Source organism: Pseudarthrobacter sp. P1 (genome assembly GCF_050156935.1).
In the GTDB taxonomy this organism is placed as follows: Bacteria; Actinomycetota; Actinomycetes; order Actinomycetales; family Micrococcaceae; genus Specibacter.
Genome location: NZ_CP189584.1, coordinates 999349 through 1018007 on the forward strand (window position 1 = coordinate 999349; position 18659 = coordinate 1018007).

General features: G+C 68.2%; 21 protein-coding genes. 10 read left to right on the forward strand and 11 right to left on the reverse strand.

Annotation, left to right across the window (positions count from 1 at the left end):
• Positions 1–111: 111 nt before the first annotated feature.
• From ACQCSX_RS04735 to pepN, 3 genes are all read left to right on the forward strand, one after another.
• Complete coding sequence (locus tag ACQCSX_RS04735; protein WP_427017920.1) at positions 112–1302, forward strand: acyltransferase family protein; 1191 nt, start codon at positions 112–114, stop codon at positions 1300–1302.
• A 115-nt stretch (positions 1303–1417) separates the two neighbouring features.
• Positions 1418–1960: an N-acetyltransferase family protein gene (locus tag ACQCSX_RS04740; RefSeq protein WP_427017921.1), complete on the forward strand. Its 543-nt coding sequence runs from the start codon at positions 1418–1420 to the stop codon at positions 1958–1960.
• Positions 1961–1968: 8 nt separating this feature from the next.
• Positions 1969–4557 (forward strand): aminopeptidase N, encoded by a 2589-nt coding sequence (gene pepN, locus ACQCSX_RS04745; RefSeq protein WP_427017922.1) that lies wholly within the window; start codon positions 1969–1971, stop codon positions 4555–4557.
• A 100-nt stretch (positions 4558–4657) separates the two neighbouring features.
• Here pepN and ACQCSX_RS04750 read toward each other — a convergent pair whose 3' ends face one another.
• Genes ACQCSX_RS04750 through ACQCSX_RS04760 form a run of 3 tightly spaced genes read right to left on the reverse strand, consistent with a single transcriptional unit; the run spans position 4658 to position 6217 of the window.
• Positions 4658–5092: a DUF1810 domain-containing protein gene (locus tag ACQCSX_RS04750; protein ID WP_427018969.1), complete on the reverse strand. Its 435-nt coding sequence runs from the start codon at positions 5090–5092 to the stop codon at positions 4658–4660.
• A gap of 25 nt (positions 5093–5117) precedes the next feature.
• The gene (locus ACQCSX_RS04755) at positions 5118–5828 is read right to left on the reverse strand and encodes a flavodoxin family protein (protein WP_427017923.1); all 711 of its coding nucleotides are present in this window, start codon (positions 5826–5828) and stop codon (positions 5118–5120) included.
• Positions 5829–5836: 8 nt separating this feature from the next.
• Positions 5837–6217 (reverse strand): VOC family protein, encoded by a 381-nt coding sequence (locus tag ACQCSX_RS04760; RefSeq protein WP_427017924.1) that lies wholly within the window; start codon positions 6215–6217, stop codon positions 5837–5839.
• Positions 6218–6404: 187 nt separating this feature from the next.
• Here ACQCSX_RS04760 and ACQCSX_RS04765 point away from each other — a divergent pair, with 187 nt between their 5' ends.
• Positions 6405–7382 carry a S1C family serine protease gene (locus ACQCSX_RS04765; protein WP_427017925.1) on the forward strand — a complete coding sequence of 326 codons (978 nt, stop codon included), beginning with the start codon at positions 6405–6407 and terminating at the stop codon, positions 7380–7382.
• An 85-nt stretch (positions 7383–7467) separates the two neighbouring features.
• Here ACQCSX_RS04765 and ACQCSX_RS04770 read toward each other — a convergent pair whose 3' ends face one another.
• Together ACQCSX_RS04770 and ACQCSX_RS04775 are read right to left on the reverse strand one after the other, a co-directional pair.
• Positions 7468–8529, reverse strand: a complete 1062-nt coding sequence (locus tag ACQCSX_RS04770; RefSeq protein ID WP_427017926.1) for a lipoate--protein ligase family protein — start codon at positions 8527–8529, stop codon at positions 7468–7470.
• A 90-nt stretch (positions 8530–8619) separates the two neighbouring features.
• Positions 8620–8874, reverse strand: a complete 255-nt coding sequence (locus tag ACQCSX_RS04775; RefSeq protein WP_427017927.1) for a type B 50S ribosomal protein L31 — start codon at positions 8872–8874, stop codon at positions 8620–8622.
• Between the two features lie 253 nt (positions 8875–9127).
• Here ACQCSX_RS04775 and ACQCSX_RS04780 point away from each other — a divergent pair, with 253 nt between their 5' ends.
• Entirely contained in the window at positions 9128–9670 is a 543-nt protein-coding gene (locus tag ACQCSX_RS04780; RefSeq protein WP_427017928.1) for a hypothetical protein, read from the forward strand.
• Between the two features lie 40 nt (positions 9671–9710).
• Here ACQCSX_RS04780 and ACQCSX_RS04785 read toward each other — a convergent pair whose 3' ends face one another.
• From ACQCSX_RS04785 to ACQCSX_RS04795, 3 genes are read right to left on the reverse strand one after another with little or no spacing between them, the layout of a single operon-like run.
• Positions 9711–10523, reverse strand: a complete 813-nt coding sequence (locus ACQCSX_RS04785) for a TrmH family RNA methyltransferase (protein WP_427017929.1) — start codon at positions 10521–10523, stop codon at positions 9711–9713.
• Positions 10523–11308: a sulfite exporter TauE/SafE family protein gene (locus ACQCSX_RS04790; protein WP_427017930.1), complete on the reverse strand. Its 786-nt coding sequence runs from the start codon at positions 11306–11308 to the stop codon at positions 10523–10525. The genes ACQCSX_RS04785 and ACQCSX_RS04790 overlap by 1 nt, the downstream gene beginning before the upstream one ends.
• 18 nt (positions 11309–11326) lie before the next feature.
• The gene (locus tag ACQCSX_RS04795; protein ID WP_427017931.1) at positions 11327–12112 is read right to left on the reverse strand and encodes an ABC transporter ATP-binding protein; all 786 of its coding nucleotides are present in this window, start codon (positions 12110–12112) and stop codon (positions 11327–11329) included.
• A gap of 110 nt (positions 12113–12222) precedes the next feature.
• Here ACQCSX_RS04795 and serB point away from each other — a divergent pair, with 110 nt between their 5' ends.
• Complete coding sequence (gene serB, locus ACQCSX_RS04800) at positions 12223–13122, forward strand: phosphoserine phosphatase SerB (RefSeq protein WP_427017932.1); 900 nt, start codon at positions 12223–12225, stop codon at positions 13120–13122.
• Positions 13123–13188: 66 nt separating this feature from the next.
• Here the strand turns inward: serB and ACQCSX_RS04805 are convergent, their stop codons facing one another.
• Positions 13189–13932: an SDR family oxidoreductase gene (locus tag ACQCSX_RS04805; RefSeq protein ID WP_427017933.1), complete on the reverse strand. Its 744-nt coding sequence runs from the start codon at positions 13930–13932 to the stop codon at positions 13189–13191.
• Positions 13933–14005: 73 nt separating this feature from the next.
• Positions 14006–14740: a beta-ketoacyl-ACP reductase gene (locus ACQCSX_RS04810; RefSeq protein WP_427017934.1), complete on the reverse strand. Its 735-nt coding sequence runs from the start codon at positions 14738–14740 to the stop codon at positions 14006–14008.
• A 130-nt stretch (positions 14741–14870) separates the two neighbouring features.
• On the opposite strand from ACQCSX_RS04810, the gene ACQCSX_RS04815 reads away from it, so the two are divergent.
• The 4 genes from ACQCSX_RS04815 to ACQCSX_RS04830 are packed head-to-tail and all read left to right on the forward strand — an operon-like array spanning position 14871 to position 16944.
• Complete coding sequence (locus ACQCSX_RS04815; RefSeq protein WP_427017935.1) at positions 14871–15293, forward strand: DUF3099 domain-containing protein; 423 nt, start codon at positions 14871–14873, stop codon at positions 15291–15293.
• Positions 15290–15550 carry a hypothetical protein gene (locus tag ACQCSX_RS04820; protein ID WP_427017936.1) on the forward strand — a complete coding sequence of 87 codons (261 nt, stop codon included), beginning with the start codon at positions 15290–15292 and terminating at the stop codon, positions 15548–15550. The genes ACQCSX_RS04815 and ACQCSX_RS04820 overlap by 4 nt, the downstream gene beginning before the upstream one ends.
• Positions 15550–16440 carry an SURF1 family protein gene (locus ACQCSX_RS04825; protein ID WP_427017937.1) on the forward strand — a complete coding sequence of 297 codons (891 nt, stop codon included), beginning with the start codon at positions 15550–15552 and terminating at the stop codon, positions 16438–16440. The genes ACQCSX_RS04820 and ACQCSX_RS04825 overlap by 1 nt, the downstream gene beginning before the upstream one ends.
• Before the next feature lie 9 nt (positions 16441–16449).
• Positions 16450–16944: a YbaK/EbsC family protein gene (locus ACQCSX_RS04830; protein ID WP_427017938.1), complete on the forward strand. Its 495-nt coding sequence runs from the start codon at positions 16450–16452 to the stop codon at positions 16942–16944.
• A 95-nt stretch (positions 16945–17039) separates the two neighbouring features.
• Here the strand turns inward: ACQCSX_RS04830 and ACQCSX_RS04835 are convergent, their stop codons facing one another.
• Positions 17040–18638, reverse strand: coding sequence for an ABC-F family ATP-binding cassette domain-containing protein (locus ACQCSX_RS04835; RefSeq protein ID WP_427017939.1), 1599 nt, complete (start codon positions 18636–18638; stop codon positions 17040–17042).
• Between the last annotated feature and the right edge of the window lie 21 nt (positions 18639–18659).

Here is an 18659-nt window from a genome sequence, read left to right on the forward strand (position 1 = left end):
CGGTCAGCAGCCTCGGCTATGGTGGATTGAATGCTCCCTCTCATCTCGCCTCCGCGTCACGCCACCCCTGGGAATCCGATCCCAGGGAACGCCGGACCGGATAGCGCCGGGGTGGAGCGTTCCCGGTCGAAAAGCGCTAAGACGGAGCTGGAGCGGTCCCGGCCTGATATCGGGACGCTGACCGCACTGCGTTTCGTTGCGGCGCTGTGGGTGGTGCTCTTCCATCTCCAAGCCATGCGGCACACCTTCCTGGCCCCCATCTATGAGCTGTTCCGTCCGGTCATTGCCAACGGCGACCTGGGCGTGGACGTGTTTTTTGTGCTCAGCGGCTTCATCATCACCTACACCTATCTGGACCGGCTGGGCCCTCGGTTCCGCTGGCGTGCGGCCGGGGACTTTGTCTGGGCCCGGTTCGCCCGGATGTGGCCGGCGTTCGCACTGGTGGTGGGGGTGCTGGGCCTGTGGTTCGCGTATGGGGCCGGACAGCACCCCGTAGGGGCCTGGTCGCTGCAGACCCAGGCTCCGGATCTGTCGCCGTGGGGGATGGCCAGGCAGCTGCTGATGGTCCATCTCTGGTTCCAGCCGGGTACCGATGGCGCCAGCTGGTTCGGCCCGGGCTGGACGGTCAGCGCCGAATGGCTGGCCTACCTGGCGTTTCCGCTGCTGGCGCTGGTCCTCTTCAGGCTGCGTCGGCTGCATCCGCTGGCGGCGCTGGCCGCCTCGGTGCTGGTCCTGGTGCCGACGGCCCTCTGGGGTGAGGACCTGCCCATCGCCACCGGCGGGCCCCAGCCGTTTGAGTGGCTGCTGCGGATCGCCTGCTGCTTCACCGCCGGTGCTTTCGGTTGCATCGCGGCACGGAACGCGGACCGGATGAACTTCAACCCGGCCCTGGCCGGGCCCGGCGCCGTGCTGGCCGGAGCCGCCGTCGCGGTCTTCCTGGCCGCGGCCGGAAAACCGGGTCCGGGACGGCTGGCCGTGCTGGCCTTCCCGCTGCTGATCGCCCTGCTCAGCCTGGCCCGCGGACGGGTCCGCGCGGCGCTGTCCGCGCGCTGGCTGCAGTACAGCGGGCGCTGCTCCTACAGCCTGTACCTGGTCCACATGTTCTTCATCTACCTCTTCTACTGGCTAAACAGGGACTGGCTCCATGGCGCCGGTCCGCTGGCAACTAACCTGCTCGCGGCGGCGTGCCTGGCCGGCATCGCCCTGGCCACCCATCTGCTGTTCAGGTACGTCGAGGAACCGGCCCGGCACCGGCTGCGCGCACTGGTCCCCCCAGGGCGGGGTTCATCGATCCAGATCTGATGATGGTAGCCACGGCCATCGAGTCAACTTCTGAGATTCTCACTGTGCGGGGGACGCACCAACCTACCGTCGGATATTCGACCTTTTCACAAGCCACAGCGGGTAGCGTATGGGCATGGTCCCCCAGCTCCTGATCCGTCAATCCACTGCCGCCGACGCCGCAGCCATTGCTCGGGTTCACCTGCGTGCCTGGCAGGAAAGCTATGCGCATCTGGTGCCGGCCGCCGTGCTGGGCACTCTGGACCCGGCGCACCGTGAGGCGCGGTGGGCGGACACCATCGCCGACGGCGGCACGGATGTCTGGGTGGCCGAGGGAGCCGGCGAGGTCATCGGGTGGGCCACGGCCAGCGCCGGCCGGGACACGGGCTCCCCCACGCCCGTGGAACTCGAGGGCCTCTACGTCCTGGCCTCGCACCAAGGAACTGGCGCCGGGCAGCGGCTGCTGGACGCCGCCGTCGGAAGGTCCCCGGCCTTCCTCTGGGTCGCGGCGGACAACCCCCGCGCCCATGCCTTCTACGCCCGCAACCGGTTCCGCGCAGACGGCACCACCGATGTGCACCAATTGGCCGGCTTCCCCGTGGAAGCGGTGCGGCTGGTCCGCTGGGCGGGATGCCGCCCGCCGGGAGGAAGGCAAGAGTGGCCCCGCCCACATGGTTGAATGTTGTGGTGTCGAATGAGAATCTGCGCCGCGACGAAGCCGCCGCCCGCGCCGCCCTGGTCACCGTCCACAGCTACGATGTCAGCGTTGACGTCACCAATGCACAGGATCCACACGCCGCCACCTTCGCCAGCCGCAGCGAGATCCGCTTTTCTGCCGCCGGGGCCGGGACCACAACGTTCCTGGACTTCATCGGCCCGGCCGTGCACGCCGTCGAACTCAACGGCCGCGCCCTGGACCCCGCCGAGGTGGTGGACGGCGCCCGGATCCAGCTGGCCGGCCTGGCACTGGAGAACACGGTGGTGGTCACCGCCGCGGCCGCCTATTCGCGCAGCGGCGAGGGGCTGCACCGCTTCGTGGACCCCGCCGACGGACAGACCTACCTCTACACCCAGTACGAACCCGCGGATGCGCGCCGGGTGTTTGCCAATTTTGAGCAGCCGGATTTGAAGGCGCCGTTCACCTTCCACGTCACGGCAGCCGCCGGCTGGGAGGTGGCCTCCAACGCCGTCGCCGCCGCCAGCTCTCCGGCGCAGGACGGTACGCACTGGGACTTCGCCACCACCTTGCCGATGTCCACCTACATCACCACCCTCCTGGCCGGTCCCTATTTCAAGGCTACGGACCACTACCGGCACGAGGGCTATGCGCTGGACGTGCCGCTGGCCGCCTACTGCCGCGCCTCGATGGCCGCGCACTTCGATGCCGAGGCCATCTTCACCGTCACCAAGGACGGGCTGGACTACTTCAATGAGCTTTTCGACTACCCCTACCCCTGGGGCAAGTACGACCAGGCCTTCGTGCCGGAATACAACCTGGGTGCCATGGAAAACCCCGGGTTGGTCACCTTCACGGAGAACTACGTGTTCACCTCCCGTGCCACGGACAGCCAGTACCAGGGCCGGGCGAACACCATCCTGCACGAGATGGCGCACATGTGGTTTGGCGATCTGGTCACCATGGCCTGGTGGGACGATCTGTGGTTGAAGGAGTCCTTCGCCGACTACATGGGCCATTTGGGCGTCGCCGAGGCCACCGAATGGCGCGCCAAGTCCTGGACCCTCTTTGCGGCGCGCCGAAAGGGCTGGGCCTATGTCCAGGACCAGCTGCCCACCACGCACCCCATCGTGGCGGACATCCCGGACCTCGAGGCGGCCAAGGGCAACTTCGACGGCATCACCTATGCCAAGGGCGCCTCGGTGCTCAAGCAGCTGGTGGCCTATGTGGGCTTTGAGGCCTTCACCGCCGGCACCCGCGAGTACTTCCGCACCCACGAATACGCCAGCACCTCCCTGGCGGATCTGCTGGCCCCGCTGGGCGCCGCCTCCGGCCGGGACCTGGGCGACTGGGCGCAGGCCTGGCTGCAGACCTCCGGGCCGTCCACGTTGACGCCGGAGGTGGAAGCGGCCGACGGCGCCATCACCAATGTGCTCATCCGCCAGGATGCGGTGGATCCTGTCACAGGCCTGGCGACCCTGCGCCCGCACCGGCTGAAGGTGGGCCTCTACTCCTTCGACGGCGCCGGCACCCTGGTGCGCACGGCACAGGCCAGCACGGATGTCACGGGCACGGAAACCACCCTTGGCGAACTGGCCGGGCTGCCGGTGCCGGACCTGCTGCTGGTCAATGACGAGGACCTCACCTACGCCAAGGTCCGCCTGGATGCCCGCAGCCAGGCCACCGCACTGGCCAGCCTGGACAAGCTGGCCGACCCGCTGGCCCGGGGTTTGGTGTCTTCCGCCCTGTGGGGCGCCGTCCGCGATGCCCTGCTGCCCGCATCCGACTACGTTGAGGCCGTGCTGCGGCTGGCCCCGGCCGAAACCGATCTGGTGCTGCTGCAGACGCTGGTGGACAACGCCGTTTATGCCGTGGAGCATTTCTGCCCCGCCGGGACGCGCGAGGCATTGGCCGGCACGGTGGCCGCCGCCGTCGCACACCTCGTGGACACGGCCCCGGCCGGATCCGATTCGCAGCTGGTGTGGGCCCGTACCCTGGCCCAGCTGGGCCGGCACACCGACGCCGCCACGGTGCGGATCCGCTCGCTGGTGGATGGCACGGATGTTCCGGCCGGCCTGGCGGTGGACTCGGCCCTGCGGTGGTCGCTGCTGCAGGCCCTGGCCAGCCGGGGCCAAGCCACCATGTCCGAGCTCGATGCCGCACTCGCCGCCGACAACACGGCCTCCGCCCGGGCCGGCCACACCGTGGCATCCACGGCCCGCCCGCTGGCCCAGATCAAGGAACGCGCCTGGGAATCCGCCGTGGTGGGTGCCACGCTGTCCAATGAACTGCTCGGTGCCACCATCGAAGGCTTCATGCTGGGCAGCCACGAGCTCCTGGATCCCTATATTGAGCCCTACTTCGAGGCCCTGGCGGGACTCTGGGCGGACCGGAGCATCGAGATTGCCAGCCGGCTGGTGCGCGGACTCTACCCGGCCACGGCGGATCTGGCCCCGGGACAGCTGCCGGCGGACCACGCGGTGGTGGCCCGCACCGATGAGTGGCTGGCCGGCCACGCCGATGCTCCGGCCGGGCTGCGCCGCATCGTTCTCGAACAGCGTGAGCACCTGCTCCGTGCGCTGCGGGCCCAGTCCGTCTAGGATCGTGCTGAATAAAGCCGATTTTGGCGGGAACGAAAATCAAAGCCGCAGGTCAGCGGCTTGCTGTTTCCGCCGTTAGCCAAAATTATTCAGCAGTTTCCTAGGAGCGCGCACGCCGACCGGCGCCGTCGGCGAGCAGTTGTTCCGTCAGGGGGTCCGCCTGGCCTTGGAAACACCGGGCCAGGACGCGCTGGAACACGGCCTCGCCCGGCGCGGCACGGGCAAACAGGGTCATGCAGGAGCGCAGTTTCTGCGCGTCGATCCGGCCAAAGATCTGCACGGCGCTGCGCCCCTCGGCATCGGCCACCATACGGGCGCACTCCAGCAGCCGCGGGCCCAGCACAGGATCACCGAGGTACACCCCTGCCTGCGCCAGGGAGGCTATGGCGTACAGCTCCGACATGGCGCTGTGCCCCAGCCCGGCCAGCTGCGGAAAGATGAACCACATCCAGTGGCTTTCCGTGGAGCCGCGGGCCAGTTCCTGGGCCGCACGCTCGTACACCCCTCCGCTCTGGGCGTCGATGAAGCGTTGCAGGTCCCCGTGCCCAGGGGCACGCCGCTCACCTGTATTCCGGGTTTTCGAAGTCGAAACGCGTGCCGGCCTTCCACTCCTCCGGCAGGTTGCCGTAGGCGGGTATGCCGCCGGCGTCCTTGAGTAGGCGGGCCAGGTGCATCAGGTTCCACGTCATGAACGTAGTGTTGCGATTGGTGAAATCGCTTTCCGGTCCGCCCGATCCCTCGTCGAGGTAGCTGGGGCCCGGCCCCACCGCGCCGATCCAGCCGGCGTCGGCCTGCGGCGGGATGGAAAAGCCCACATGCTGGAGGCTGTAGAGGATGTTCATGGCACAATGTTTGATGCCGTCCTCGTTGCCGGTGATCAGGCAGCCGCCCACCTTGGGGTAGAACGCCCACTGGCCCTTGCTGTTCAGGTCCCCGGACTGTGCGTACAGGCGTTCGATGAGCTTCTTGGTCTGGGAACTGTTGTCCCCGAGCCAGATGGGTCCGGCCAGCACCACAATGTCCGCCTGTTTCACCTGGGCATAGATCTCCGGCCAGACGTCGGTGTCCCAGCCGTGCTCCCGCATGTCCGGATAGACACCCGTGGCAATGTCGTGGTCCACGGTGCGGAAGAGCTGCGTGCCCACGCCCTGCTTTTCCATGATCCGCCGGCTGATCGCAATGAGTCCGTCGGTGTTGCTCTTCTCCGGTGATTTCTTCAGCGTCCCATTGAAAAACACGGCCCGCAGATCCGAATAATCCAGCCCGGGCATGACCGCCCTCAGCTTTCCTGCAGGACGCTGAGAATGTTCCCGGCCGGGTCCTTGAACCACGCGATCAACGGCCCTCCCCCGCGGAAAATCCCCGCGGCATCGGTCTCCAAGGGCGTGCCGGCATAGTGCTCAAAAGTTATGCCGAGCCCGGCCAGCCCCCGCACCGCTTCCTCGATGTCCGGCACGGGAAAGTTGAGGATGGTGAAGGTCGCCGGCTGGTGGCTGGAGCCCTTGGGGTAGACCACGATCGACCCGCCGCCGGCCGGATGCAGGCGCAGCATGCCGTTCGCCTCGCTCACCTCCAGCCCCAGAGTCCCGCCGTAAAAGTCCTTCGCTGCCGCAATGTCGTCGACCGAAAAGCCGCTGAACGCCTGACTGTTGTGAAACATGGCTGCCTCCACGCTGGGGTGAACACCTGTTGGGATGCCCCCAACATACGTTCCGGAGGCGGCAGCTGGCTAGGCCGGGTCCATGCCGGCCCGCTCTCCGACGGTTCACTGAGGGCGTACCGGGATCCGGATTAGCCGCGCGGCCGGCGTCGTTCCATATACAGGCACCAGCCCAAGGAGGTGTGCCGTGGACACCGGATCCGACCCGCACGTTGCCCCGTCCCCCGACGCCCAGGACCCGCTTGACGCCTATTCACAGGCCGTCATCCGCGTGGCCGAGACGGTCATCCCGCATGTGGCGGCGATCGAGATGTCCGGCACGGGCCCCGGCGGGCGGACCCTGCTGGGCAGCGGCTCCGCCGTCGTCTTCACCGAGGACGGGTACCTGCTCACCAACGCCCATGTGGTGGCCGCGGCCTATGCGGGGCGGGCCATCTTTGCCGATGGCAGCACCACCGAGGTGGACATCATCGGCTCGGACGCCCTCTCCGATCTCGCCGTGGTCGGCGCCCGGACGACGGCGCCGCCGCCGGCCACGCTGGGCGACGCGGAATCGCTGCGCGTGGGCCAGCTGGTGATTGCCGTCGGCAACCCGCTCGGCCTCGCCGGCTCCGTGACGGCCGGCGTCGTCAGCGGCCTGGGCAGGTCCATCCCCACCCGCGCCGGCACGGCCCGGCGGGTGATCGAGGACGTGATCCAGACGGACGCGGCGCTGAACCCCGGCAACTCCGGCGGCGCGCTGGCCGACACCCGGGGCAAGGTGGTGGGCATCAACACCGCCGTCGCCGGGGCCGGGTTGGGGTTGGCCGTGCCGATCAACACCACCACCCGCAAGATCATCTCCGCGCTGTTGTCGGACGGCAAGGTCCGGCGCGCCTATCTGGGCCTGGTCAGCACGCCGGTGGGGCTGAACCCCGCCGCCGCGCGCAGCACCGGCCAGCGCCAGGCGCTGCGCGTGGTCGAGGTGATCGCCGGCTCCCCCGCCGAGCAGGCCGGGCTGAAGGCCGGCGACCTGGTGCTCAGCGCCGGACGACGCCCCGTCGCCAGTGCGCAAAGCCTGCAAAAGCTGCTGTTCACCGACGCCATCGGGATCCCGTTCCCGCTGACGGTGCTGCGGTCCGGGGCCGCCGTGGACGTCGTCGCCATCCCGCGGGAGATGGCGTAGGCCCGTTCCCGGGACCGGCCCGCGGCGGCACCCGGCCCCAGGCCGGCGGCGGGCCGTACGGCCGGCCGGCCCGCCGTACGGTCCGCTACGGGATGCGGTTCAGCCACTCGTCGGTGGCAAACTTGCTCTCCACCCGCCGGGCCGCCTCGGCCAGCTCGGCCTCGGTGAGCGTGGAGCTGCGGGCACCATAGCGGGCGGTGAAGGTCGCGGCCATGGCCTCGATGATCTCCGCGCGGCCCAGCCCTGTCTGCCGGCGCAGCGGGTCGACGCGCTTCTTGGCCGAGGTGGTGCCCTTGTCGGAAAGCTTCTCCGCCCCGATCCGCAGCACCTGAACCATCTTGTCGGCGTCGATGTCGTAGGACATGGTCACGTGGTGCAGCATGCCGCCGTTGCCCAAGCGCTTCTGCGCGGCGCCGCCGATTTTGCCCTGGTCGGTGGCGATGTCGTTGAGCGGCACGTAGAAGGCCTCGACGCCAATGGACCCCAGCGCCTCCATCACCCAGCCGTCCAGGAACAAATACGAATCCGCAAACGTGAGCCCGTCCACCAGGGTCTGGGGCACATACAACGAGTAGGTGATGCAGTTGCCGGCCTCCATGAACATGGCCCCGCCGCCGCTGATCCGCCGGGCCACTGTGATGCCGTGCCGGGCGACGCCGTCAGGGTCCAGCTCATTGCGCACCGACTGGAAGCTGCCGATCACCACCGACGGCTCCTCCCAGTCCCAGAAGCGCAGCGTGGGGTTGCGCCGGCCGGCCCCGACCTCCTCGGTCAGGACCTCGTCCAGGGCCACGTTGACGTAGGTGGGCAGCACCGACGGCGCAATGACCTCCCACTGGTGGTCCGCCCAGCCGGTGGCCTGGGCCAGCGCGCGGCGCACGGCAATGGCCACGGCCTGGGCCGAGAAGCCAAAGAGCACGACGCCGGGGCGCAGGGCGGCCTCGATGGCTTCGGCGAGTGCGGCGGCGGGGGTGTCGGAGGGCTGGCCCTCGAGCGCGGCATTGATGTCCGCCAGCGCTTCGTCGGGCTCCAGGAAGAAGTCTCCGCTGATGGACACCCGGGCCAGCCGGCCGGCGTCGACCGCCAGATCGGCCACCACCAATTTGCCGCCGTGGACCTTGTACTCACCGTGGAAGAAATCAGACATGACTCCATCCTAGGGCGGCCGGCAGGGCCCCTTAACGGCGGAAGGCCCGCACCAAACGGTGCGGGCCTTCCGGCAAAGCGAAGAAGTGGATTACTTCTTGCCGAAGCCGGAGAAGCGAGCGTTGAAGCGCTCCACGCGGCCGGCGGAGTCCATGATGCGCTGCTTGCCCGTGTAGAACGGGTGCGACTCGGAGGAGATTTCGACGTCGATGACGGGGTAGGTGTTGCCGTCTTCCCACTCGATGGTCTTGTTGGAGCTGACCGTGGAGCGGGTCAGGAACTTGGTCTCGGAAGCCAGGTCGTTGAAAACTACTGCTTCGTACTTCGGGTGCGTGTTCTGCTTCACGGTTCTACCTCTTGAGTAATCGCCTGGATTTTGCCAGACGGACGGGTTCATATGGCCTTGATGGCCAGCAGTCAATACTACCGTGCCGGTGCGCGTTTCCAAACCCGAAAGCGCACGCCGCCTGCAGCCGCCGGACGGCGGAGGGCGCCTATCGTTGGGTAGGTCTCGTTTTGTGGCAGTCCTGGGCGGCAAACCGACGGGCTGGTCCGTCTTTGGCTGGATGGTGCATGTCCCGTCGGAAAGCCTGCGCGCCATGGGAACACACAAATTGCCCCCGAAGACCGGGCGGTTGATGCCGCTGAACATCGTCCTTGTTGCGGGCGGCTGGGCCGCCTCCGTTGCACTTGGGTCAATCCTGACCGTTCCGTCCGGCGTGTTCCGCGTGGGATTGGTGGTGCATGTCATTGCCTTGGTGGCATCCTTTGGAGCCGTCCTGTTGGTGGACTGGTACGGCTTCCTGTGGCATGTCCGCCAGCGCGGCATCCATGAAATGGGCCGGCTGGAGCATGCCGCCCGGCCGATCATTTGGGGCGGAATTGTCGGCATATTGGCCAGCGGCACCGTACTGCATCCACACCTCTCCAGCGGCCTGACCTGGCTGAAACTGGTCTGCGTGCTGCTGATGATCAACGGCGTGGTGGTTGACCTCCTGGTGCATGAGCTGCACGCCAATCCTGCGGACACGCGCTTCCACGATCTGCCGTGCGGCATCAGGGCCCACATGCTCATCGCCATGGCCCTGTCCCAGTTGTGCTGGTGGACAGCCATAGCCGTGGGCTTCATCAACACGGTGTAGTCCGGCCAAGCAACGTCCCGGCCCGCGTGCGGGCTGGCCGTCAGTGCAGTTCCGGTGCCCGGCAGGCCCAGAACGCAACGGCGCTGGCGGCTGCCACGTTGAGCGAATCGACGCCGCGGCGCATCGGGATCTTCACCGTGCAGCTGGCCGCCTCGAGGGTGGCGTCGGAGAGGCCCTCCCCCTCGGTGCCCAGAATCAGCGCCAGCTTCGCGTCCTTGCGGGCGGCCAGCTCATCGATGGTGAGGGAATCATCGGTCAGGGCGAGCGCCGCCGTCGTGAATCCTGCCTGGTGCAGCAGCTCGATGCCGGCGGGCCAATCCTCCAGCCGCGCCCAGGGAATCTGGAACACGGTGCCCATGCTCACCCGGATGCTGCGCCGGTAGAGCGGGTCCCCGCAGCGCGGGGTGACCAGCACGGCGTCGACGTCCAGGGCCGCGGCGGAGCGGAAGATGGCGCCCAGGTTGGTGTGGTCCACGATGTCCTCCAGCACGGCGATCCGCCGCGCCCCGGCGAGCAGCTCTGCCACCGGGACGGGGTCCGGGCGGTGCATGGCGGCCATGGCGCCGCGGTGCAGGTGGAAGCCGGTGATCTCCTCCAGGATGCCCGGGCTGCCGACAAAGGCCGGGACATCGGGGTATTCGGCGAGAACATCGGCCAGGTCGTCCAGCCACTTGGCGGTCAGAAAGAACGAGCGCGGCCGGTGGCCGGCCTCCAGCGCCCGGCGGAGCACGCGGGAGCTTTCGGCGATGTACAGCCCCTCGGCGGGCTCGCGCACGCGGCGCAGCTGCACATCCGTCAGCTGCGTGTAGTCCGCCACCCGGGGGTCGGCGGGATCGGTCAGTTCAATGATCATCAGGCATTCACCAATTTCGCCATCATGAAGTACAGGGCGACCAGGCCCAGCAGGACAATCACGGTGCGCAGCACCACGGGCGAGAGCCGGCGCCCGATCCGCGAGCCGAGCAGCCCGCCCACCAGCGAGCTGACGGCGATCAGGCCCACCACGGCCCAAATGATCTTGTCGCCGGCAAACAACAGGTAGGACACGGCCGCCACACAGTTGACGGCCAGTGAGAGCACGTTCTTGACGGCATTGGCATTCTGCAGGGTGCCCGACATGAAGATGCCCAGGATGCCCACCAGCAGGATGCCCTGGGCCGCCACAAAGTAGCCACCGTAGACCCCGGCCAGGAACACCAGCAGCACCATCACGATGTTGTGCGAGGGATGCGGGATGCCGTTGTTGGCCTCGGCCCGGGCCTTAAGGACACGCTGGAGCCGCGGCTGCAGGATGACCATGGCCAGGGCCAGCACGATCAGGAAGGGGGCCACCACGCCAAAGACCGACGCCGGCAGATGCAGCAGCAGCCAGGCGCCCGTGACGCCGCCCAGCACCGAGGCCGGCAGCAGCCGCAGCAGGTTGGTGCGCATGCCCGCCAGCTCGCGCCGGTAGCCCCAGACGCCGGAGACGCCGCCGGCAATGAGCCCCATCGCATTGGAGATGGTGGCCATCACCGGGGCATAGCCCAGCGCGATCAGGATGGGGAAGGTGACAAGCGTGCCCGACCCCACCACGGAGTTGATGGTGCCGGCCCACAGACCGCCCAGCAGGATGAAAAAGGCGTGCAGCGGCTCCATGGCGTCGGGTGTCCGGTGCTAGTGGCGCGCGGTGGCGGTGAAGCGGCCGCCGTTGGCGCTCACGGCCAGCGGCAGACCAAAGGTGGCGCTGAGGTGTTCCTCGGTGAGCACCTCGGCCAGCGGGCCCTTGGCGACGACGGCGCCGTCGCGCAGGAGCAGCGCGTGGGTGAAGCCCGGGGGGACCTCTTCGAGGTGGTGGGTGACCAGCACCATGGCGGGGGCGTCCTCGTCGTTCGCCAGCTCGCTCAGGCGGCGGACCAGGTCCTCGCGGCCGGCCAGGTCCAAGCCGGCGCCGGGCTCGTCCAGCAGCAGCAGCTCGGGGTCGCTCATCAGGGCACGGGCAATCTGGACGCGCTTGCGCTCCCCCTCGCTGAGCGAGGCGAACGAACGGTTCATGAACGTGGACATGCCCCAGTCCTCGAGCAGGTTGAAGGCACGGCGCTCGTCGGCGCGGTCGTAGGCCTCGCGCCAGCGGCCGGTGAAGCCGTAGGCGGCCGTGACCACCACGTTGAGCACCTTTTCGTTCTCGGGGATCTGGTTGGCCAGGGCCGCGGAGGCCAAACCGATGCGGGGGCGCAGTTCAAAAACGTCCACCGCGCCGAGGACCTCGTCCAAGATGCCGGCCACGCCGCGGGTGGGGTGCATCCGGGCGCTGGCGATCTGCAGCAGAGTGGTCTTGCCGGCACCGTTGGGGCCAAGAACCACCCAACGCTCGCCTTCCTTGACTTCCCAGTCCACCGAATCCAACAGGGTCTTTGTGCCGCGGACTACGCTGACGCCGGCCAAGCCAAGAACTTCACTCATAGACAAAGACACTAGGGCACGCGGGCGGGCGAATGCTAACTGTGGCGGCGGGTGCCGGCTGTGGGCCTCGACACGCCCCCGTTTGGCTGGCGCTTGGCTAGAATGGGGCCATGCCTTCCACCTTTGCCGCGGTCAGCTATGGCCGCTCCCTGTCCCCGGAAAACATCGAGCACCTGCGCACCGTGCTGGCCGACGGCGGCGCCCGGCTGCTGGGCGAGCACCGGCGGCAGGATCCCGGCTTTGAGGCCCATGTGATCGACGTCGAGCTCGACGGCGCCGCCTCGGACAGGGACGCCCTGGCGTCGCTGCGCGCCGGCCTGGCCGCCGCCGCCGTCGAGGGTTTCGACACGGCGGTGGTGCCGTCCGCACTGCGCGGTGCGGCGCGCAAGCTGATCATCATGGACGTCGATTCCACGTTGATCCAGCAGGAGGTCATCGAGCTGTTGGCCGCGCACGCCGGCACCGAGGCCCTGGTGGCGGAGGTGACGGCCGCCGCCATGCGCGGCGAGCTGGACTTCGCGCAAAGCCTGCACTCCCGGGTGGCTACGCTGGCCGGGCTGCCCGAAAGCGTGCTGGCCGTGGTGGGCGCCAAGGTCAAGCTGACCCCCGGTGCCGAGCGGCTGGTCCGCGAGGCCAAGGCCGCCGGGCATGTGGTGGCAGCCGTCTCCGGCGGTTTCAGCCAGATCCTGGCCCCGCTGGCCGCGGAGCTGCAGCTGGACTTTGCGCTGGCGAACGACCTGGAAATCGTCGACGGCGTGCTCACCGGCCGCGTGGTCGGTGACGTGGTGGACCGGGCGGCCAAGGCCACCGCGTTGCGCCGCTGGGCCGGCGAGTCCGGCATCGAACTGGCGCATACCATGGCTATCGGAGACGGCGCGAACGACCTGGACATGATGGCCGTGGCAGCGCTGGGCGTCGCCTTCAACGCCAAGCCCGCCGTGCGCGCCGCGGCCGACGCGCAGATCAACCTGCCCCAGCTGGACGTGGCCCTGGCCCTGGCCGGCATCTAGCCTCCTTATAAACGCAGCAGGGCCCGTCCGGGTGGACGGGCCCTGCTGCGTTAACGCGTGGTGCGCCTACTTGCGGAAGGACTCCGCGCCGCCCACATACTCGGTGTGGCCGCTCTCGACGTCGGCGGTGGCCATGGCGGCCACCTCGGCGCCGAACTCCTTGACGGAGTAGAGCTTGCCGGCCTCGGCGCGGCGGGCCTCGATGGCACCCGGGTTGGCGCGGTCCAGCAGCGTGGCGGTGACGGTGCCCTCGATCATGTCGCCGGAGACCACCACCAACTTGATGCCGTGGTCGGCCAGGTTCGGGATGAGTGCGCGCAGGGCGTCCTCGCCGGCACGCTTGCTCTTGGCCACCGGAAGGTATTCCGGCATGGTCTCCGCCGTGTCGACGAAGTGCGCCTGGTGGCTGGTGACGAACACCACGCGGGAGCCGTCCTGCATGAGCGGCAGCGCGGAGTTGAGCATGTTGACCTGCGCGTCGCGGTTGAGCTTGAGCGCGTAGTCCTCCGCCATGCCCGTCTCCATGCCGCCGGAGGCGTTGAGCACCAGCACGTCCAGCGAACCAAAGTTCTCCATGGCGGCGCTGACCAGGGCCTGCACACCCACCTGGGTGGTCAGGTCCGCACCCACGGCCACGGCACGGCCGCCGGCGGCCTCGATCTCGGCCACCACCTTGTTGGCGCGGGGCGCCTTCTGCCGGTAGTTGATCACGACGGCGGCGCCCTCGGCGGCCAGGAACTTGGCCACCTCCGCGCCGATGCCGCGGGAAGACCCCGTCACAATTGCTGTCTTGCCGTCAAGCTGACCCATTACATACCTCCATGGTGTCGGTTTTCATGTCTTAGAGCGGGCGCCCGGGAACGGGGCCCGTGTGGAGCAGGCGCTAGTGGCCCATGCCCAATCCGCCATCCACGGGGATGACGGCGCCGGAGATGTAGGCGGCCTCGTCGCTGGCGATCCAGCGGACCACATTGGCAACTTCCTCGGCCGAGCCAAAGCGGGCGGCCGGGACGCTGGCCAGGTACTGCTTCTGCGTCGCCTCGGGGAGCTCGGCGGTCATGTCGGTGGTGATGAATCCGGGGGCCACCACGTTGGCGGTGATGCCGCGGGAGCCCAGCTCGCGCGTCAGCGAGCGGGCCATCCCCACCATGCCGGACTTGGAGGCGGAGTAGTTGATCTGGCCCGGCGCGCCGTAGAGGCCCGACACCGAGGAAATCAGCACCACGCGGCCCTTGCGCAGCCGGATCATGCCCTTGGAGGCACGCTTGATGACGCGGAAGGCGCCGGTGAGGTTGGTGTCGATCACCGAGGTGAAATCGTCCTCGCTCATGCGCATCAGCAGGGTATCCTTGGTGATCCCGGCGTTGGCCACCAGCACCTCCACCGGCCCATGGGCCGCTTCCACCTGGGCAAACGCGGCGTCGACGCTGGCCTCGTCGGTGACGTCGGCCTTGACGCCGAGCACACCCTCGGGCAGCTCGGACTCGCTGCGGTAGGTCACTGCCACTTTGTCACCGTTGGCCAGGAAGGCCTTGGCAATGGCCAAACCAATGCCGCGGTTTCCGCCCGTGACCAGGACGCTGCGTCCGGCGGACGGTGCGGTTGTCGCTTCGCTCATCTGTTCCTCTTGTAGTTCGCACGGCTGGATATCTCGAACTGAATCCTACGGCGTAGCGGCACGCGGCACACAGTTTGCTTTTGGTGCAGACATGCGGCAGTGAGAGAATGGAAGGGTCCCTTGGAGCGTGATGAAACACAATACTGCAGAGCATCCGCACGGCACTGCCGGCGATGCATCCGGCGACGGAAGCCACCCGCATGGCGCCGCCGCACCCGATGTGCACAACATCACGGACGCCCGCACCGGGCACAGTGACGAGATGCGCACGCGGATGATCAAGTACGCCCTGGCCATGGGCATCCGCATGGTCTGCCTGGTGCTGATCTTCGTCTTTGACGGCTGGTTCAAGCTGATCCCCGTGGCCGGCGCAGTCCTGCTGCCCTGGATTGCCGTGGTCATCGCCAACGGCGGCAGCGACACCGAGCAGATGCATTCCACTGCCCTGCTGGACGAGGCTCCGATGGAGGAGCTGGAAGCCCCCGCCACCGATCCGGACTCCGGTCCGGACGTGCTCCAGGGCGAAATCATTGACGACGAGGACGGCAAGTGAATCTGATCGACATGCTGCCCGGGCAGGGCCCGGCCGCGGAGACGGTGTGCTCGCGCAAGGGCTGCCGCACCGCGGCCACCACGCAACTGCTCTGGAACAACCCCAAGATCCACACGCCCGAGCGGCGGAAGATCTGGCTGGCCTGCGACGAGCACGTGCAATGGCTTCAGGACTACCTGAACACCCGCGACCTCTGGCGCGAGACCCGGCCGCTGGACGCCGCGCCGGCCCGGAACACCCCGGAGGCCCTGGGCTGATGCGTGCCTATTCATTCCTGCTGACCAGCAAATGGCTGGGCTACTTTGTACTGGCCTGTTTCTTCGCCGCGCTCTGCGCCGGCCTGGGCGTCTGGCAGATGGACCGCCGCACCGAGGTGGTCGCCAACATCAACAAGATCACCACCAACTACACCGCCACCCCGGTGGACTTTGCCCAGGCCAAGGGACAGTTCAGCACGCTGGACCCGGCCCGGGAGTGGAGCCAGGTCACCCTGCGCGGCAGCTACGACGTCGCGGGCCAGCGCATTGTGCGCAACCGCCCGCTCAACGGCCAGCCCGGCTACGAGGTGGTGGTCCCGCTGCGGCTGGACAGCGGCGAGACGGTCATCGTTGACCGCGGCTGGCTGCCCATCGGCAACAAGGAAAACGGCTACCCCGATTCAATTCCCGAGCCCGCCACCGGACCCGTCACCGCCGTCGTGCGCCTGCGTCCCGCGGAGCCCAAGCTGCAGCGCGGTGCGCCCGCCGGCCAGGTGGCCTCCATCGACCTGGGGGCCTACGCTGCGGAATTGCCGTACCCGATCCTGGCCGGCGCCTACGGCCAGCTGGCCTCCGAATCACCGGCCGCGACCCAGAACCCGGTGGCGTTCCCGATGCCCTCCGTCGATGAGGGATCGCACCTGAGCTACTCCATGCAGTGGTTCTGCTTCGGCCTGCTGATGTTTGTCGGGTTTGGCTACGCCGCGCGCCAGCAGGCGCTCAACGACGCCTTTGCCGCCGACGAGGCCGCCAACGGGGTGGACCCCGAGGAGCTGCTGGGCCGCGGCTCGGCCTTTGCCCCCAAGCGCGCCCCGAAGCGCCGGCGGCCGGGCCAGCGGGCCACCGCCGAGGAAGAGGAAGACGCCCTGCTGGACGCCCAGGGCTTTTAGACTGGTGGCATGACCTCCGATCCTTCCGCCACCGGATTCGCCCTGGCCCCCGTCGAGAATGTCCGACGGGCCCTGCTCGCCGCCGGCGTGGCCGACACGGTGGCCGTCTTTGACGACAGCGTCCCGACGGCCGAGGCCGCCGCGGCCACCCTTGGCTGCCCGGTCGGCGCCATTGCCAACTCCCTGGTGTTTGTCTGCGGCGGCGAGCCCTTGTTGATCCTGGCCAGCGGCGCCGCCCGCGTCGATGTCAAGCTGACGGCCCGGCTCAACGGGCTGCCCGCCATCAAGCGCGCCGCCGCCGATTTTGTCCTTGAGCACACCGGCCAGGAGGTGGGCGGCGTCGCTCCCCTGGGCCATCCGGCGCCGCTGCGCACGCTGCTGGACACCAGCCTGGCGCAGTACGGCGTCCTCTGGGCCGGCGGCGGCCACCACAGTGCCATGTTCTCCATCGGCTACGCCGATCTGGCCCGCATCACCGGCGCCACACCCACCCAGGTCCGCTAGGCACCCATACCAACGCAAACTGTCCCGCATTTAACGTTCGCTTGGGGGCCCAAGCGGACGTTAAATGCGGGACAGTTGCAGGAAAGGCCGGGTGGCTAGGCCAGGGTGATCAGGTCCAGGTAGTCCTGGTTCCAGATGTCCTCGACGCCGTCCGGCAGCAGCACCACGCGCTCCGGGTCCAGCGCCTCGACGGCACCCTCATCGTGGCTGACGAGCACCACGGCGCCGCTATAGTTTTTCAGCGCCTGCAGGATCTCCGCGCGGCTGGCGGGGTCCAGGTTGTTGGTGGGCTCATCGAGCAGCAGCACGTTGGCCGAGGAGGCCACGATCGTGGCCAGGGCCAGACGCGTCTTCTCACCACCGGAGAGTACGCCGGCGGGCTTGTTGACGTCATCGCCGGAGAACAGGAACGAACCCAGGATGTTGCGCACCTCGGCGTCGTTCATGTCCCCGGCCGCGCTGCGCATGTTCTCCAGCACCGAGCGGTTGGTGTCCAGGGTGTCGTGCTCCTGGGCGTAGTAGCCGATCTTCAGGCCGTGGCCCGGGATGACCTCGCCGGTGTCGGGCTTGTCCACGCCCGCCAGCATGCGCAGCAGGGTGGTCTTGCCGGCACCGTTGAGGCCCAGGATGACCACCTTGGAGCCGCGGTCGATGGCCAGGTCGACGTCGGTGAAGATTTCCAGCGAACCGTAGGACTTACTCAGGCCCTCGGCGGTCAGCGGGGTCTTGCCGCAGGGGGACGGCTCCGGGAAGCGCAGGGCTGCCACCTTGTCGTGGGCCCGCACCTCCTGCAGGCCGGCCATCAGGCGCTCGGCGCGCTTGGCCATGTTCTGTGCCGCCACGGCCTTGGAAGCCTTGGCACGCATCTTGTTGGCCTGGTCCATCAGGACGCCGGCCTTCTTCTCGGCGTTGGCACGCTCGCGCTTGCGGGCACGCTCGTCCGTCTCGCGCTGCTCCAGGTACTTCTTCCAGCCCAGGTTGTACTGGTCGATCGTGGCCCGGTTGGCGTCCAGGTGGTAGACCTTGTTGATCGTGGCTTCGAGCAGCTCGGTGTCGTGGCTGATCACGATCAGCCCACCCTGGTGGCTCTTGAGGAAGTCGCGCAGCCAGGCGACGGAATCCGCGTCCAGGTGGTTGGTGGGCTCATCCAGGAGCATGGTCTCGGCACCGGAGAAGAGGATGCGGGCCAGTTCCACACGGCGGCGCTGGCCACCGGAAAGCGTTTTGAGCGGCTGGTTGAGGATGCGCTCGGGCAGGGCCAGGTTGGAGGAGATCGCTGCGGCCTCGGCCTCGGCGGCGTAGCCGCCATTGCTCAGGAACTCGTGCTCCAGGCGGTCGTAGCGGCGCATCGCCTTGTCGCGGACGGCCGGATCCTCGCTGGCCATGTCCATCTCGGTGGCGCGCAGCTTGGTAATCACCACGTCCAGGTCGCGTGCGGAGAGGATGCGGTCGCGCGCCAGCTGCTCCATGTCGGGGGTGCGGGGATCCTGGGGGAGGTAGCCGATTTCGCCGCTGCGGGTGACCTTGCCACCGGCGGGGAGGGTCTCTCCGGCCAATACCTTGGTCAGCGTGGTCTTGCCGGCGCCGTTGCGGCCCACCAGGCCCACCTTGTCGCCCTTGTCGATCCGGAAGGACACTTCGTCCATGAGCAAACGCGCCCCGGCGCGTAACTCAAGGTCTTGGACGATAATCAAGGTAGTAACCTTTCACAGAAC